Annotated in this window: 13 protein-coding genes and 1 pseudogene; 10 read left to right on the plus strand and 4 right to left on the minus strand. The window is 56.5% G+C overall.

All coding sequences use genetic code 11. The features are described 5' to 3' along the window. The first annotated feature begins 25 nt into the window (after nt 1-25). Nucleotides 26-1,033, plus strand: a complete 1,008-nt coding sequence (locus JXQ78_RS17280) for a TIGR04024 family LLM class F420-dependent oxidoreductase (protein ID WP_330633087.1) — start codon at nt 26-28, stop codon at nt 1,031-1,033. On the opposite strand, the gene JXQ78_RS17285 is transcribed toward JXQ78_RS17280, so the two are convergent. Then, complete coding sequence (locus tag JXQ78_RS17285; RefSeq protein WP_330633088.1) at nt 1,030-1,686, minus strand: cyclase family protein; 657 nt, start codon at nt 1,684-1,686, stop codon at nt 1,030-1,032. The genes JXQ78_RS17280 and JXQ78_RS17285 overlap by 4 nt on opposite strands. Nucleotides 1,687-1,978: 292 nt before the next feature. Here JXQ78_RS17285 and JXQ78_RS17290 point away from each other — a divergent pair, with 292 nt between their 5' ends. Further along, nucleotides 1,979-2,167, plus strand: a complete 189-nt coding sequence (locus JXQ78_RS17290) for a hypothetical protein (RefSeq protein ID WP_330633089.1) — start codon at nt 1,979-1,981, stop codon at nt 2,165-2,167. A gap of 13 nt (nt 2,168-2,180) precedes the next feature. Here JXQ78_RS17290 and JXQ78_RS17295 read toward each other — a convergent pair whose 3' ends face one another. Then, a complete protein-coding gene (locus tag JXQ78_RS17295) occupies nt 2,181-3,368 on the minus strand; it encodes an MFS transporter (RefSeq protein ID WP_330633090.1) in 1,188 nt (395 codons plus the stop codon). 612 nt (nt 3,369-3,980) lie between these two features. Here JXQ78_RS17295 and JXQ78_RS17300 point away from each other — a divergent pair. From JXQ78_RS17300 to JXQ78_RS17330, 7 genes and pseudogenes are all read left to right on the plus strand, one after another. After that, nucleotides 3,981-4,784 carry an aldo/keto reductase gene (locus tag JXQ78_RS17300; protein ID WP_330633091.1) on the plus strand — a complete coding sequence of 268 codons (804 nt, stop codon included), beginning with the start codon at nt 3,981-3,983 and terminating at the stop codon, nt 4,782-4,784. 44 nt (nt 4,785-4,828) lie between these two features. Then, nucleotides 4,829-6,037 (plus strand): glycoside hydrolase family 88 protein, encoded by a 1,209-nt coding sequence (locus tag JXQ78_RS17305; protein WP_330633092.1) that lies wholly within the window; start codon nt 4,829-4,831, stop codon nt 6,035-6,037. A gap of 49 nt (nt 6,038-6,086) precedes the next feature. Next, a pseudogene (locus tag JXQ78_RS17310) lies at nt 6,087-6,743 on the plus strand (DUF362 domain-containing protein); the annotation flags it as partial. A 229-nt stretch (nt 6,744-6,972) separates the two neighbouring features. Then, nucleotides 6,973-8,070 carry a Gfo/Idh/MocA family protein gene (locus JXQ78_RS17315; protein ID WP_330633093.1) on the plus strand — a complete coding sequence of 366 codons (1,098 nt, stop codon included), beginning with the start codon at nt 6,973-6,975 and terminating at the stop codon, nt 8,068-8,070. A 76-nt stretch (nt 8,071-8,146) separates the two neighbouring features. Next, a complete protein-coding gene (locus JXQ78_RS17320; RefSeq protein ID WP_330633094.1) occupies nt 8,147-8,905 on the plus strand; it encodes an IclR family transcriptional regulator in 759 nt (252 codons plus the stop codon). 404 nt (nt 8,906-9,309) lie between these two features. Continuing rightward, nucleotides 9,310-10,140: a ZIP family metal transporter gene (locus JXQ78_RS17325; RefSeq protein WP_330633095.1), complete on the plus strand. Its 831-nt coding sequence runs from the start codon at nt 9,310-9,312 to the stop codon at nt 10,138-10,140. Between the two features lie 70 nt (nt 10,141-10,210). Beyond that, entirely contained in the window at nt 10,211-10,792 is a 582-nt protein-coding gene (locus JXQ78_RS17330; RefSeq protein WP_330633096.1) for a GNAT family N-acetyltransferase, read from the plus strand. A 15-nt stretch (nt 10,793-10,807) separates the two neighbouring features. Here JXQ78_RS17330 and JXQ78_RS17335 read toward each other — a convergent pair whose 3' ends face one another. Beyond that, nucleotides 10,808-11,680, minus strand: a complete 873-nt coding sequence (locus JXQ78_RS17335) for an SPFH domain-containing protein (protein WP_330633097.1) — start codon at nt 11,678-11,680, stop codon at nt 10,808-10,810. A gap of 137 nt (nt 11,681-11,817) precedes the next feature. Here JXQ78_RS17335 and JXQ78_RS17340 point away from each other — a divergent pair, with 137 nt between their 5' ends. Next, nucleotides 11,818-12,951: a mechanosensitive ion channel family protein gene (locus JXQ78_RS17340; protein WP_330633098.1), complete on the plus strand. Its 1,134-nt coding sequence runs from the start codon at nt 11,818-11,820 to the stop codon at nt 12,949-12,951. Nucleotides 12,952-12,986: 35 nt separating this feature from the next. On the opposite strand, the gene JXQ78_RS17345 is transcribed toward JXQ78_RS17340, so the two are convergent. Further along, complete coding sequence (locus JXQ78_RS17345) at nt 12,987-14,789, minus strand: formate/nitrite transporter family protein (protein ID WP_330633099.1); 1,803 nt, start codon at nt 14,787-14,789, stop codon at nt 12,987-12,989. Nucleotides 14,790-14,801 lie beyond the last annotated feature (12 nt).

Here is a 14,801-nt window from a genome sequence, read left to right on the forward strand (position 1 = left end):
CCTCTGCTATGTGTCTGTTTGTTCGATGACAACGCTCGATCTCGTCTTGCCTGTTGACGAGTACGATTCGCTCGACGAACTCACAGCACTGGCCCATCGTGCAGAACGCGTTGGCTTTGCTCGCATCTCTGCTGGTGAAACGACCGGTCGAGATATGGTTACGACGTTTGCGATGCTCGGCGATCGCACGCAGGAAATCGGCATTTCAACGGATGTGCTCTCGCCGTTCGGACGCAAACCAACCGTGCTCGCACAGACGGCGCTCACTATGCATGAACTGACCGGCGGCCGGTTCAGACTCGGGCTCGGTACGAGTTCTCCAGCCATCGCCGAACGCTGGCACGGCGACGCGTTTGAATCTCCCCTCCGTCGGCTTCGCGAGACGATCGAAGTGATTCGAACTGTCTACGAGGGTGGTGCTGTGAGCTACGACGGCTCGGTGTACGATCTTGGTGGGCTCTCCTATGAGAGGCCAGTTCCGGATTCACCGCCGCCGATCGATGTGGCTGCCCTCGGCCCGAAAGCAACGGAGTTGACCGGCCGGTTTGCCGATGGCTGGGTGCCACAGCTGTTTACGCCCGATGGGCTCCTCGATCGATTGACCAACCTTGAGCGCGGCTGTCAACTAGGTGATCGGTCGGTCGAGTCGATTCGGGTTATGCCACTCGTGCGCTGTTTCGCCAGTGATGATCCCGAGCGCGCTCGCGAGGCGATGCGTTCGACCCTCGCCTTTTTGATCGGCGCGTATGGACCGTATTACGGCAATTCAGTCGCAAACCAGGGATACGAGGCCGAAGTCACAGCGATTCGGTCGGCCTGGGATGACCGTGACACCGAAGCGATGACCGCGGCACTTCCCGAGAAACTCATGGACCGACTTGGAGCGGCTGGTACCCCCGAAACAGTTCGGGAACGCGTCTCACAGTTTGTGGATCTTCCGGGTGTTGACGGCGTGCGTGTCGGATTCGTTCGAGGAATGGACCCCGAAGACAGGCGCAAAACGATGGCCGCACTCGAGCCGTTGCTCGATTAATCCGACGTGTGTGCGACTGCGCGCACAGGGCTGCCGTCGCCACCGCGAATCGGTAGCGGTTGTACGTGAAGTTCACACGTCTCCGGTAGCGCTGCTAGATTCGTGAGATTCTCAACAATTCGTCGGTTGGCATCGAACAGGGCGTTGTGTGCCGGAAATCCGTCCGGTTCTGTGCCACTGTGACGCTCGGGATCGACGCTTGGCGTTGGATCCGGGCTGAACGCGTCGATCCCGACGTTGTAGCCGTGTTGTGCACACCACTTTGCTACATTGGCCGTCAGATACGGATGATCCCGATATCGGTCAGTTCCCCAGTACTTCGACCAGTCGGTTCGAAAGCACAACAGATCGTGATCCGTGGGGGCTGGGAGTGCTGCGGTCGTGATCGGTTCGCGGTCGGTGGTGTCTGTACAATCGATCACAAGCGTGTCGAACACCCATTCGGAGACGTCGTACGCCTCGAGCGTGGGGCCGTCCCGTTCCATATGCCGGGGAACGTCGACGTGCGTTCCAACATGGCTTTCTAGTGCTATGCCCGTGGTGTGTGCCCCCTCCGAAGCAACCGTTCCTGTCGTCGAGAGCGACACAGGCTGGCTGTCTGGATAGACGGGCATTCCGGTTTCGAGTGAGTGTGTACAGTCGATATATCCCATACATGCAGTGGGGTGACCTGCCGAATAGCTATGCTGGTCCTTTGCCCCAAATTTGAACTATGTCACTCTTCTGTGATACTGGTTCGCAGTGTCGAACCATCGTTTTGTGGATAGGATTGGTTAGTACGCACGTAATGGCTCCCAAATCGCACATACCTGCGTCGATCCCAATGGATCGCTGATCTCCTCTCCAGCACGGCAATTTTCGGATCCGTAGTTGCCCTGGCGGTGGCCGCATCGCGTTTGAATTTTCAGATTCGCTCCCAGCAGGTTGGGAGCACCGCTCGAACACATGTCACGGTATGACCCCTCACAACAGAGAACAGAGTATGAACGACGCCGTCCAGCACCGCCAATCAAGTTTTCTATTGCGGCGTGTGCCCTTCTCGTTGCCGGTCTATTTGTGTTGTTTTTCCCTCTGCTGGGTCTCTCGTTTTGCTTCGGGTTGGTCTCTGGTGGTCTCATCGAACGACGGCGATGACCGCGGGCTGCGTTCAAGGAGAACTCGGAGCCGTTTGGTTGGCAAGCATGAGAACTGGCCGCGCTGCGATCACTGCGATCAGGAGTTCAAGGCCACCCGCTGCCAGAAACGCCGGAAGATAGCCGGCTGTCGTCGAGAGAACGCCACCCAGCACGAATCCACTCAACATTCCGAGGCTTCCGAAGACGTTGAATCCTCCCATTGCCACACCGCGTTCGGTTGCTGCGGCGACGTCGGTGACGAGCGCCATTGTCGTTGGTGAGACGAGCGCGCCGAATCCGCCAACGACAACCATCAGCGTTGCCCCAACGAGATAGCTGGGGGCCATTCCAACAGCGATGATTCCGAGTCCGTACATGATCGAACCAACCACCACCGGGATGAACCGACCGATGCTGTCGGAAAGCAGCCCGGCGGGATACTGTAACAATGCGAATGGAATGAAAAATAATGCGAGCGTGAGCCCCGCCTGTGCGGGATCGATTGCGAACGTATCCCGGAAGAATGCGACGCCAGTCAACGCGAAAAAGCCCGCTGTCAGCCGGTCGATAAAGCCAAAGGCGTACGGAACCGCGAACACTGGCTTGTCTCGGAGTCGTTCGAACAGCGCGCTCATGTCACCACCGCGTTCGGGTGTGTGGTCCGGTATCGTCATTCCAAGGAGCGCACTGAGCGCGAGCAACAGAGCACCGCCGTACAGCGGTGTCAGCGGCGTAATAGTGGCGAGCTGGCCGCCGACCACTGAGCCGATAGCTGCGCCCAGTCCGATTGCAGTGCCGGCGACGCCCATGTTCTGGCCGTGGCCACCGGTGAGATCCATCAACATCGTGATCGACAGCGAGAACGCACCGATCGTGAACGCCCCACCGAGGAATCGACAGAGCAGGACGATCTCGAAGCCAAGGCCGATCGACGGTGCGCTCACAACTGCCAGATAGCTCAGCGTTCCTCCAGCGCCGCCGACCACAACGAGTGGCGTCCGTCGGCCAAGCACGTCGCTCGCAGTTCCCCACGCGACCGCGAACACGACGAACGCCACAAACTCCGTCACCAGAAACAACGTTTCTGCAAAGGCCACGTCAGCGCCACCAAGCGCGCTGACGGTCTCGTCAAGTCCTGGATAGAGCAGTACCTGCGAAACCAGGACACTCCAGACGATAATTGCGAGACGCGTTCGCTCACTCGGAATGATCGATCTCATTTGATGGAAATGGACTACTGGTTGCTGCAGACTGTTCGAACCCAACGAACAAATGGGCGTCGAAGCAGAGTGTCTCCCCACCGATACTGCTGGTTGGGAAGGGTGCCAGAACCAATTTGTGCTGGTTTATCATCAAACTGGTATGGCAAACACACGGCCAGTGACCGTGATCGGTGCGAATCCGTTGCACCCGCTCGTGCTCATCCGCTGGCGTCCCGCCTAACACGACAATAGTTCTCACGGTGATCTGTCGTTTGTGGGATCGAATGGCACTGTGATCATATTATTACTGTTAGAACAGTAAAAGCAGTGTATACTGTACAAACAGTTTCTACTGTTTTATTATATACTGTGTTTGAGCATAAATCCGCCGTTTGAACAGAATGTCTTGACTCAATCACAAGCAGATTGTTTCCGGACAGTAATGGTGATTACACGGAAAGAGGTGAAATTATATATTCGGCCGAAAGCGTGAGTGCTTTATTGATGAATTGATGATTGTTTTATTGTATATATTCCATCATAAGGGTCTCTACTGAACGGTTCGGCCTCAGTTTTCGAGATGGATACCAGTCCAAAAATATTTTACTACCAACAGTAAATCAGTTTGCTGTGAGCGAGCTACCACAGATAGGGCTGGGTACGTGGCAGAATACGGATCCTGCGGACTGTCGTTCGAGTGTCGAAACCGCACTCGAACTGGGGTACCGACACGTAGACACGGCCCACTTCTATGAGAACGAGCAACACGTTGGTGAGGGACTCGCCAAGGCGGACGTTCCGCGCGATGAGCTAACGATCGGGACGAAGGTCCACGCAGAACGGTTTGGCCTCACGTACGAGGCGATCATTGAGGGTACAGAGGCCAGTCTGGAGCGACTGGGAGTGGAGTATATCGATCTGCTCTACGTGCACTGGCCGGTCGGTGACTACGATCCAGCCGAAACCATGGCGGCGTTCGATGAACTCCGCGACCGTGGCGTGATCAGGGAGATCTGTCTCAGCAACTTTTCCGTTGGGCTTCTCGATGATGCCCGGGCACAGTTGAATGCCGAGCTGTTTGCCCACCAGGTCGAAATGCATCCTCTGCTCGATCAGTCTACGCTCCTGGAGTATGCCCAGGAACACGATCACTATCTCGTCGCCTACTCACCGCTTGCCCGTGGTGCGGTATTCGAAATCCCAGAACTGCAGGCGATCGCCAGCGCCCACGACGTGAGCGAAGCACAGGTCAGTCTCGCATGGCTGCTCTCGAAAGCAAACGTTCGGGTGATTCCGAAAGCGAGCAGCAAGTCCCATCTTCGAGACAATTTAAATGCGCTGGATCTTGAGTTAACCGACGCTGAGATCGAACAGATTAATTCGATCGAACGAACTGAGCGGTTTATCACTCGAGACGGTGCTCCCTGGGAGTGAACCGTCAGTAGACTTATTACTCGTCTTTGCTGAAATGTGGCCATATGGACCGATTACCACGAGCAGTCGCGGCTGCTGTGTCCGATCAGGGTGTTCCGTCTCGGTATTCCACACCGGTCGCTGTCGATCGACGGAGGCTTGAGGAGGCGCGTTCGACTGCGGTCGAAACGATCGATTCGAATCTTGAGGGGTACTGCGATCGCTTTCCGACACCGTCGAGCACTGAGTATCGGTACGGAACGGTTCCAAACACCAACGGCTGGACACAGGGCTTTTGGACGGGACTCTGCTGGCTCGCTTACGAAATTACTGGCACAGAGCGGTTTCGGAGGAGTGCTCAGGCCCAACTCGAAACGTTCGATCGCCGGCTCGAATCGGGAGCCATAGCCACGCACGATCTTGGGTTTCTCTACACGCTGTCGGCAGTCGCTGGCCACCAGCTGACTGGAACGCCGGCGTACCGTTCAACCGCACTGTCGGCCGCTAATCTGTTGTGCGATCGATTTTTGCCTGCCCCCGGAATGATCCAGGCGTGGGATTCGATGGACGATCCCCGCAATCCCGACAACCAGGGACGAATGATCGCTGACACGATGATGAACCTCCCGTTATTGTACTGGGCAAGCGAGACGACAGGGAACGACGACTATCAACGCATCGCTGATACCCATGCACGCACCAACGCGGCGACGATCGTTCGAGCGGATGGGTCTACCTTTCACACGTTCGATTTCGACGTTGCATCTGGCGAACCGCTCATGGGCGGAACCCACCAGGGCCACGCCACTGAGTCGTGCTGGTCGCGAGGCCAGGCCTGGCAGCTGTACGGCTATGCGATCGCGGCGGCGCACACCGGCCAGGAGGCCTACACGACGCTCGCGTGCAAACTCGCGAACTACTATCTCGATGCTCTCCCCGAAGATCACGTTCCACACTGGGATTTCGACGCCCCAGCGGAGCCCGGAATTCGTGACAGCTCTGCGGCCGCGATTGCTGTCTGTGGATTAGATACCCTTTCACGCGTGCTCGCGCTGGCATCCGAGCAACAGACAGCGTATCGTAACGCTGCGCTTGCGACGCTCGATAGCCTCGCGGCGTCCTACACCACGCCGGCCACCTCGAACGGATTGCTCACCGATGGTGCGTACAACACCCCAGAGGACGACTATGATGAGTGTACGATCTGGGGCGATTATTTCTTCGTTGAGGGGCTCTGCCGGGCGACGAAGACACACCGACCGTTCTGGTACTGAACATACGACTATTGATATTACCCAACTATGACTGCTGAAAACACGCTTGGGCTGTCCGATCCGCTCGAGCATGGACGTCACAGAAGTTGGCCGGACGTCAGACCGCGACGTTCCGGTTGTGGCGGATACAAACGCTGTGGCGGCGGATGCGATCGTGCCGATCAATCGAATCAAGCCTCCCACCGATTTCGATGGGCCCGTCGAAAGTGGCCTCTCGAAAATGCTCGTTATCGGAATGGGAAAACAGCAGGGTGCGAATATTGCACACGAGTGGGCACTTGACTGGTCGTTTCGCAACATGATTCCAGAGATTACGCGAGTTCTGCTCGCGGAGCTTCCGATCGCCGGCGGAATCGCGATCCTTGAAGGCCAATACGATGACACATCGAAAATCGAGGGTGTTCCACCGAGTGGCTTTCTGGATCGTGAGCAAGAACTGCTGGAACGGGCCTACGAAATGTTGCCGACGCTGCCGTTTTCGACACTGGATGTGGTCGTTTTCGACCGACAGGGAAAGGATATTAGCGGACAGGGGATCGACACAAACGTGATTGGCCGTTGAGAGTTTGCGCTGAACGAACCCGCACCGTCGACGCCGTCGATCGATCGGATCTACGTTCGGGGGCTGACAGACGCCATGCACGGCAACGCGATGGGTGTGGGCTCGGCCGATGTCGTTCACGAGGATGTACTCGCCGATCGCGATGACCTCCGGGTGATCGAGGATCCTTTGCCGATGACGTTCGACGATGGTCAGTTAACACGAACGTTCGTGGACTGATCAGTGTCGATAGCTGACTGGCCGCCGTGTTGGAAGCAACTGACACATACTCAACGCTTAACTGGTTGTGGAAGCGAGCTTTTGTATCGCCTTCGTGTCGACGATAGCAGTGCGCTCAGACCTCGGTGGTCGCCATGAGGGTGAGTGATATCCAATGAGCTACAGAGCCGGCATTATCGGAACTGGTGGGATTGCGGGCATGGGAATCCTCGGCATGCACGACGAATCACAGATCGGCGAGGAAAAAATCGAGGCGAGTCACGCAGGAGGCTACGCATCGACGGACGGAATCGAACTCGTGGCGGTCGCTGACGTGGACGCTGAGTCGCTGGATACGTTTGGCACCGCCTGGAAGATACCACCCGAACGACGCTATGTTGGCCATGAAGCGATGCTCGAATCGGAATCACTCGATGTGATCTCGATCTGTTCGCCGTCGTATCTCCACCACAAACACACGATAGACGCCGCCAGATCGGCTGCCGACCCGGACGTTATCTGGTGTGAGAAACCAATTGCCTCCTCGGTTCATTCGGCCGAGCGGATGATTGCGGTGTGTGATGCAACCGACACGGAACTCTGTGTCAACCATTCGTTTCGGTTCACCAAGAAACTACAGCAGCTCTATGAACTGATTCACACCGAATCGCTGCTTGGACCGGTCGATTCTGTGAGCACCCAGTACCGTATGGAACTGTTGCGCAACGCGACCCACGTGCTTGACACCCTGGTGTATCTCCTTGACGTGCGAGCGTCTTCGGTGAGTGGCCACCTCATCAATGAGAACGAAGCGGTCGATTCGCTCGACGTTGACGTAGCCCTCAGTGACAGTGCCGGCGGTGGCTATGTCGTGATGGACGATGGAACGTTTGTCACGGTTGATTGTACAATCCCTCGTGAACACTCATCGATGACATTGCAGTTTGTCGGAGCCAACGGGAAGCTGTATCTGAACAACGACGATGGTGAGTGGCGGTACTGGTCGTTGGAAGACGGCGAACACGTCGAACGAGAGCTGCCAGGAATCGACGGATCGTGGACCTGGCAAGACGATTATACCGCTTCGTTCACCACGGCCACACAACACATTGTGGGGCTTCTCGATGGGACAGAAACCAATCGTTCTCCGGGACGCGCGGCGGTTCGCTCGCTCGAGATCCTCGTTGGATTCTATCTTTCTCATCACCTGGGTGCGACCGTGGACGTGCCGCTCGCAGAACCACTGGGTCATACCACAGTCACCTCCTGGTGAGAAGACAAGCCTGTATTCTGATCGGCTACCAAATTGCACGGACATCTTTATCATTACTGAACCATACACCAGTGTGATGACCGATCGCCCCACCGTAAAGTCGGCTCGGACTACACTCACGATCCTCAACGAGCTCCGCCGTCGTGGATCGGCCACGGTTACCGAACTGAGCGAGTCGTTCGAGCTATCGACGAGTAGTATCCACAACTATCTCAACACGCTCGAGTCAGAGGGCTACGTCGTCAAATCGGGGAATACGTACCGAGTTGGACTCCGATTTCTCAGCCTCGGTGGCCACGCACGACACAAGACGGCGCTGTATCACGCTGCGAAACCACACGTCAGGAATCTGGCCGATCAAACCGGCGAACAGGCGAATCTGCTCGTCGAAGAGCACGGACGAGGGATCTATCTCCAGCGCGCGTATGGAGACGACGCCGTCGAGACCGACTCGTACGTCGGTCAACGCGTGTACCTTCACAATACGGCGCTTGGAACTGCCATCCTGGCACACCTTCCGTCAGATCGTGTCGAAGCCATCGTCGACGAACATGGGTTGCCGGCGACGACCGAGAAGACGATCACTGACCGCAATGTGCTGTTCGAGCGGCTCGAACGCATCCGTGAACGTGGTGTTGCGTTCGACGATGAGGCACGCGTTGGGGGGCTCCGGTGTGTTGCGGTCCCAATCGTCAATAACGACAACACCGTTGAGGGGGCGATCAGCGTCTCTGGCCCGCGAAGTCGGTTTGTTGGCGACCGCTACCGTGAGGTGATTCCCAACCGACTCAAACAGGCTGCCAACATCATCGAACTCAACGTCTCGTACGATTGAGTCGGTCGTGGAGCGAAACTACCGACTCCCCTAGCATTCCTGTATCCGGGGGGAGCTGCGGAGAAACCCCTGTCAGTATTGTCGCTGTTTACGATAGTACGGCTGTAATGGGTATGATGGATGATTGCTGCGTGGAATTGACGGTTTCTTGTAATATTTGTGTGTTCAAAGAACAAACTCACCGTACAGAAGATCACACATAGTAATACGCTTTGTGGTGTCTGCGTGATGACCGAGCGATGATAGAATAGTTTCTAACTGAACAGTATTAACGGCTGAAATAGCGTTCATACCGTTTGTCTTCGAAAGGCTGGTGTGCAGTTCGAACTGGCCGACAGTGGCTCCTCGTGGTGTCACCACACGCATTCGTCTCCGCGGCCGTCGGATCATAGGGGTGATTCGGCGTGGTCGTAACCGCCGTGTTTGAGTGGATCGGTGGATTCGAGCCGCTCGTTCAGGGACTGATCGGTGGGTGTATCATCACGGCGTTCAATCTGCTAGGGGCTACGCTGGTGTTCGTCTGGCGCGATCCGTCCCGTTGCGCGATCGATGGGGCGCTTGGATTTGCCGCAGGGGTGATGCTCGCAGCGAGCTTTACCAGCCTGATCATTCCGGGGATCGAACAGTACGCACACGGGAATCCGATCCCCGTGTTGATCGGTGTAGTGTTGGGGGCGGTCTTTCTCGATCAGTCGGATGCTCTCGTTCCGCACGCTCATTTTCTGCTCACCGGGCAACAACGACAGGACGATGGTGGCGCTGCAGGACGGCTTCCAGTGGCTGACACCCGAATCGAGGGAACCATCCTGTTTATCTTTGCGATCACGCTCCACAACATGCCCGAAGGACTCGCTGTTGGTGTCAGCTTTGGCAGCGGGAATCTCACCACGGCGATCCCGCTGATGCTCGCGATCGGCATTCAGAACGTCCCTGAGGGGCTCGCGGTGTCGGTCGCCGCCGTCAACGCCGGGCTCAACCGACGCTTTTACGCCGTACTCACTGGGATCCGTGCCGGCCTCGTCGAAATTCCACTCGCGGTGATCGGAGCTGGTGCCGTCCAGCTTTCATCGACACTGCTACCGTACGCCATGGGCTTTGCGGCGGGTGCAATGTTGTTTGTCATCAGCGACGAGATCGTCCCAGAAACCCACGCCATGGGCAACGAACGGATTGCGACGCTTGGGACCGTGGCTGGCGTCGTCGTCATGCTGTATCTTGACGTGAGTCTGGGATGAGACCGCCACAGACGCCAGCAACATATTCCGCAATACACACGCTCAGGCGCTGGCTATCAGTGCACTCGGTATGTCAATGGACTGGCTCGCAAAACTCCGACAGCGTCCTGGAAAGGCCATCTACGACGCCACTGCGCGCCTTGGCTTTAGCGGCGCTGTGATGTATCAGTACCAATTTTCGTGTGACAGCCCAACGTCGGTGTCCACAGTGCCCCCTGCGATCTCGCTTTCAGTGACAACGGTTTCGCAGTTCGATGGCTCGCTCGGCTTCGAGCACGTCGAATCCGAACTCACCCCAGACGATACGGTGGTTGTTGCCCGCGATGGGTCGACGATCGTCGGTACGGTGGTGCTTTCTACCACCAGGGCGGTGTTCGTTGACGTGCTTGACTCCACCGTCGCGAACGACCCATCGACGGCGTATCTCTGGGCGCTGTTTGTCGAACCCACCCATCGTGGTCGAGGAATCGGCCGGGCACTCGTTCAACGCTCGCTGGACGTTGCGTGCGATAGGGATATGGACTCGGTGCTCGTTCTCGTGGCGATCGATAACGGTCCCTCCCGCGGACTATTCGACGGATTGGGACCGACAGAATCCACACTGATTGTGTACGGCCGGTGTGGACGGTTTGCTCGTCAACTCCATCTCTGAACGGAGCGTTCGCGGCTACTCCGAACTGCTGGTGTCGTTCTGTGCGTCGATGATGAGCTCCTGATCTGGGCTGGTGATCACTTTGTCAGTGGACTTGATCGCGTCAATATACCGGTCCCGGAGCACGATCGAGTTGTTATCGAGGGCGTCTCCGCGGATTCGAATCACCTCGGCGTCAGCATTGGCCTCAACCCGTTTTCGCTCTGCCTCTTTCTTTTCAACCTCGATCTGGTTTTCTTTTCGATTGATCTTCACTTTCGAGTTCTCTTTTTTCGTGAGCTCCTTCTGGTAGCCTTCGGGGAGTGTCACCTCTCGGATCTGCACCGCTTCGAGGACGATGGCCTGACTGACGAACTCCTCGGTGAGCGCGCTCTGTGCCGATTTCTGTAGTTTCGTTCTGCCGGTGGCCGTGTAGATCTGCGACGTTCGAATGCTCGAGGCTTCATCGCGAAGCTGTGAACGAACGGTTGGTCTGATCAACCGTTCTTCCATCTGCTGTTCGTCGTTCCACTCTGAAACGAACGCCGAGCTGTTCGCACAGTTCACGCGATAGCGAATCGTGATGTCGACTCGATGCGTGGTGCCGTTTACCGCTTGGACGACAACCGCGTCCTTCTGTATCTCCTTTTCACCTTCACCTGATTGATCGGACATCGTGTACGTTCGAGGACGACACTCGACGGTCTGCACTGCTTTCCACGGCGCGGTGAGGTGAGCACCAGCAGCGAACTGTGCGCCAGTGACTGCACCGAACTCCGTTTCGACGCCGGTGTGGCCCTCGGGAACCTGGTGATAGGAAAGCACTGCTGAAATCAGAATGACGCCGATAACGGCGACCGCTACGATCGTGAGCAATCCTGCTGAAAAATTTCTGGATGACGGCTGCATAGTGTGGTGTATTGAATATAATTGGTATCCAATGCATATATGTTCATATTTTAACTGGAGTCCTGCGCTGTGATGTGTGATCAGTGGGCAACTCTGTGTAGCAAACGCTTACTGGTCTGGTGAGTTTGTAACTGGCAATGAATTTCATACTGGATGGAATGGTGTCTCGGTGGGTGAGTAGTCTTGGCGTCTGGGAATCAACCCTGTTGTTGTTGACGGTCTCGATCGGTGGAGCGATCGTTCTGGAGTTCGTGGTTCTCCGTGCGTTGCTCGAATACACGAGCCGCACCCGAACCCAGTTCGATTACATCGTCGTTGGAGAGCTTCGGATTCCACTGGTGGTTACCGCGGCGCTGGCCGGAATTTTCGTCTTGACGAACGTCAAGTCGATAACGGACAGTGTGGTGCTGGGACCCGAACAACTCGATTATTTCTTTGGTAACCCAGCACTGACCATCATCGTTGGGACGTGGGCGCTGGCTGCCAATCGAATCATCAATCGGTTTGTCGACGAGGTAAAAGACGAAACGACCCGATTCCAGTTTGCACCGATCTTCTCGAACGTCTGGACGTTCGTGGTAACCCTGGGAACGGTGGCAACGGTGCTTCGGATCTGGAACGTTGATATCTCTCCGCTGCTCGGTGCGGCAGGGATTGCGGGTGTGGCCGTTGGTTTTGCCGGCAAAGACGCCGTTGCCAACTTCTTTGGCGGCATCGCGCTGTATTTCGATGACACGTACAAACTCGGCGATTTCATCGAGCTCGAAACGGGAGAACGGGGCACGGTTGTTGCGGTTGGCGTGCGCTCTACGACTCTGATGACACGCGATGAGGTGTTGATCACCGTCCCGAACTCGATGCTGAACGCTGCTCGGGTCCGCAACCAGTCCGCGCCGAATTCGAGAAAACGGATTCGGGTGCCGGTTGGCGTCGCCTACGGAACGGATATCGACAAACTCGAATCACTCGTCGAAGAGATCGCCGTAGAAGAGTCTCTCGTCCTCGACAGTCCAAAACCCCGGATGCGATTTCGCGAGTTTGGTGGATCGGCGCTACAGTACGAACTGCTCTGTTGGGTCCACTCACCGACGCGTGGGCCAAAGGCCACACACGAGCTGAACCGTGCGATCTACAAACAACTGAACGAGGCCGACATCGAAATTCCGTTTCCACAACGCGACGTGCACGTGCTCCCTTCAGATACGAACGGGACTGATGGAGCTGGCAAACCGTCCGCTGGCGAACAACTGGACGCGATGGAACCGAACTGAACGACCCGATCTCGCCTTGACGGTGGCCACAGCACTCAGCTTTCACCAAGCAACTTCTCGAGAAGGGTCCGTCCCGATGGTCGTTCGGCGAGTATCACAGAACTCTGGACGGTCTCACTCACATCTGAGTACAACGAATCCGTCACGAGCCGTGTCAAGAGGCCCTCTTCGCTCGCTCCGATGAGAATCAGCTCATAGTCCGGAGCACGACGTTTGATTGCGCGTTCAACGTCGCCATCGGTGTCGACAATGAGGTCTGCCGATTCGAGCCCGTGTTTACTCGACCACGAATCGAGAAACGCCTGGCCGTCTGTGCGGTGTTCGGGGCCATCAACGACGTGCAACAGCGATATATTCGCATCTGTGACCGTTTCGAACGCCAATGCGACTTCTGCGTTGAGATCTGATGAGGGCCCACCAGACGTTGGCACCAGCACGGAGTCTGGGTCGTGCCCCCGGTCGCGGACGATCACGATGTCGCTCGTGAGCTTTCCGGTGAGCTCATCGAACGTCCGCTCGGTGTTCGTTCTACCTCTAGGCCGGTTTTCATCCCAGCCCATCACGATGAGGTTCGAATTTTCTCGGTTGGCCGCGTCGTAAATCTCTTCGAACGAGCGGTGAGAGACAATCGTCGAGGTTTCATACGGAATATCATACTCCTCGATCGTCGATCGAATGTGTGTCATCTGCTCGGTCGAGCGCTCAATGATGCGTTCGTACTGCTCCTGATCGTAACCGCCATGGTGTGATTCTACGATGTGAACGGTGTGAATCGTTGCGGGAAGTCGATTCGTGGCCATGATCGCGGCCACTTTGGCGATTCGTGTCTCAGTACGAGGATTATAGATCGGGAGCAAGATCCGATACGCATCATCATCACGGACGGTTTCTCCGGCGGTGTCGATCATCGAGACGTATGATCGGCCGACGAACCCCCCAAGCGTCCATTCCCGCAGTGAAAGCTGCCGATTCGCGCCGTCAAACCGGGCGGACTCCAGGCGGTGTTCGGTCGTTTGAAAGTAGTTCACGACGGTTACCAGCACTATTCCACCGAAGGTGTTGCCGAGTAACACCGGCAACACGAAATGTATGACCCCCTCCGACAGCGCGAGATGGCCCCCAAGCACGAGATAGATCATCTCTGTAAACGATACGACCACGTGGAACAGATTTCCCATCGGTATTGCAAGAAACGCCAGATAGACGACGACAAGCCGAGAGATCGTATCCTGGACGGCGTAGACGATCCAAACGACACCGGCGACGATTAGCCCTGCAAACGCCGCTTTGAAAAACAAGGAACTAACCGGAGTGTGAACGCCAGTTTCGGCGTGCTCGAGGGCAGCCTGTGCGGCTCCGGGTGAGAACACGCCCCCCCACGTGAGCGTCATGGCACCCATCGCACCGCCAGTGAAGTTTCCAATGAGGACGATGAACCAATGTCGCAACAACGCCGGCATACTCGCCAACCGATCGAGCGTCAATGCGACCGGTGGGAGCGTGTTCTCTGTATAGAGTTGATAATTACCGATAATAATATAAATGAATCCGAGTGGATAGAGTATCGTGCTTAACACCGGATCGCCGCCGGTCTGTGCCGTCATCGAGGAGTATAACAAAAACGTGATCGTGATGGCAAAGCCGGCTGCCAGCGCGCTGAAAAATAGTTCTCGACTCCCTGAGGTGATCTCTTCATCAGCAGCGGCCACGATGCGTTGAAACACCTCATCAGCGGAGAATCGATCCCGAACGACCCGTCCCGCTGCTGGCGCACCACTCCGCGACCGTTCGAACACGTCACGGAACGCGTCTTCTGACTCGTCTTCCGGCTCGTCCATTACTCACCGTTC

The organism is Halocatena halophila, from assembly GCA_027563145.1.
GTDB classification, from domain to species: Archaea; Halobacteriota; Halobacteria; order Halobacteriales; family Haloarculaceae; genus Halocatena; species Halocatena halophila.

Excerpts from the sequence above, each read along its gene's own strand:
- JXQ78_RS17320 (WP_330633094.1), top strand. The coding sequence starts at position 8,147 with ATGACCGATCGCCCCACCGTAAAGTCGGCTCGGACTACACTCACGATC.
- JXQ78_RS17305 (WP_330633092.1), top strand. The coding sequence starts at position 4,829 with ATGGACCGATTACCACGAGCAGTCGCGGCTGCTGTGTCCGATCAGGGT.
- JXQ78_RS17285 (WP_330633088.1), bottom strand. The coding sequence starts at position 1,686 with ATGGGATATATCGACTGTACACACTCACTCGAAACCGGAATGCCCGTC.
- JXQ78_RS17340 (WP_330633098.1), top strand. The coding sequence starts at position 11,818 with ATGAATTTCATACTGGATGGAATGGTGTCTCGGTGGGTGAGTAGTCTT.
- JXQ78_RS17330 (WP_330633096.1), top strand. The coding sequence starts at position 10,211 with ATGTCAATGGACTGGCTCGCAAAACTCCGACAGCGTCCTGGAAAGGCC.
- JXQ78_RS17335 (WP_330633097.1), bottom strand. The coding sequence starts at position 11,680 with ATGCAGCCGTCATCCAGAAATTTTTCAGCAGGATTGCTCACGATCGTA.
- JXQ78_RS17315 (WP_330633093.1), top strand. The coding sequence starts at position 6,973 with ATGAGCTACAGAGCCGGCATTATCGGAACTGGTGGGATTGCGGGCATG.
- JXQ78_RS17345 (WP_330633099.1), bottom strand. The coding sequence starts at position 14,789 with ATGGACGAGCCGGAAGACGAGTCAGAAGACGCGTTCCGTGACGTGTTC.
- JXQ78_RS17280 (WP_330633087.1), top strand. The coding sequence starts at position 26 with ATGACAACGCTCGATCTCGTCTTGCCTGTTGACGAGTACGATTCGCTC.
- JXQ78_RS17290 (WP_330633089.1), top strand. The coding sequence starts at position 1,979 with ATGTCACGGTATGACCCCTCACAACAGAGAACAGAGTATGAACGACGC.
- JXQ78_RS17295 (WP_330633090.1), bottom strand. The coding sequence starts at position 3,368 with ATGAGATCGATCATTCCGAGTGAGCGAACGCGTCTCGCAATTATCGTC.